Here is a 1,237-nt window from a genome sequence, read left to right as displayed (position 1 = left end):
GTGGCGGCGTATTCGACTCGGCTGATGTGCTGGAGCAGTTCTCCGGCCGCAATGACGCGGCTTGGAATCGACAAAGTCAAACCGCTTCCTCACCGTGAATACCGACCGCGTTCAGGACAACCTCGACAAGTCGATCAAAGTTACCTGGCGTCACGGCTTCGATAGGTGAGTGACCACCGAGCGCATCATTTCGAGACGACAGCGCTCGATAGAGCGTCCATGAGTCAACCGACGCCGCTCGGGTGAGCGCTTCGCGCGTAAATTTTAGCTTCAGCGGATCAAGCTGCCAATCGGGCAGTCGCTGACCCCGACGACCCACGTCTAATGAGAGAAGCCGTCGAGGCTGTGCTGACAGATCTTTATAAATCTGTTGGCGCGACTTGTGTGCGAACCGCGCAAACTCCGTCAGTGGAATGTTCCCGGGTGCATCGTATGCGCGCAACAACGCTGCACGTCCGCGCTGCACATCGGTCGCCGACGGCTGCCAGGGTGACTCGGCCCGAAGCGAGCGTGCTTTCGCTCGCAGGTCCGTGTTGAGCTGGAGGGGCGAGGGCGCGGCTTCCGCAAATTTCTCTCGAATCAACGCGTTCAGCTCTGCGATGAAGGCATCCTCATCATCGATGCGTACGGCGCGTTCGAAACGATGAGCGTCTTCAGCGGTGATCTCAGGGAAATCTATGGCGGGCATTGGCTTGGACATGATTTGGCCTCGTGCGAGACACATACCGGCACTTTAAACACTTTTGTCGCGTTTGTCAACTTTGTCGCCTTAGCCTGGCTTCCTGGCCACGCGGCAAACGATCGCAGTTAGGCTTGACGACGGTAATGAAGACGACTGGTAAAATGCGCCGACTGAGTGCAGGCGATGGGATTCCAACTGCCCGTTGCGCTCAAAGCGCAGCTGAACCGAGGCAGCAAAACGTTGCGCCACGCTCGACGTTATCGCAAGCAAGCGTCAACCGAAATCGAGCAGCCACAGAGACCTGCGCGATCGTCCGCTACCGCAGCGGCGCACGCAGGAACCACGCTGCAACGACGTTTCGCGCGCGCCTTTCCGGGAAATCTTGTCCGAAGGTGCCGCTTAAGGTATGGATTTGTTGGACATGCTTACCCGAGCGGCGTCGCTCGGACTGAGCGAGCGAGACGCTCGTAACGGCGTCAAGCTATGGTGCCGCGGCCAACGCTACTGGACATGTCTCATCGAAGGCACGGTGCGCGTAGACCTTGACGGTGCGAA

The 1,237-nt window shown here is 58.7% G+C and carries 2 protein-coding genes; one reads left to right on the top strand and one right to left on the bottom strand.

Annotated features, from left to right (window positions below):
• Window positions 1-76: 76 nt before the first annotated feature.
• Entirely contained in the window at window positions 77-700 is a 624-nt protein-coding gene (locus tag QCE79_RS32845; RefSeq protein ID WP_309851610.1) for an integrase, read from the bottom strand.
• Between the two features lie 388 nt (window positions 701-1,088).
• Here QCE79_RS32845 and QCE79_RS39440 point away from each other — a divergent pair.
• Window positions 1,089-1,237, top strand: a 149-nt coding sequence (locus tag QCE79_RS39440; protein WP_404989462.1) for a ProQ/FINO family protein, incomplete at its 3' end; no start/stop codon positions are given.

It is taken from the genome of Caballeronia sp. LZ003 (assembly GCF_031451465.1).
Classification (GTDB): domain Bacteria; phylum Pseudomonadota; class Gammaproteobacteria; order Burkholderiales; family Burkholderiaceae; genus Caballeronia.
The sequence above is the reverse complement of the archived record's forward strand: the minus strand, read 5'-3'. Positions and strand labels throughout refer to the sequence as shown.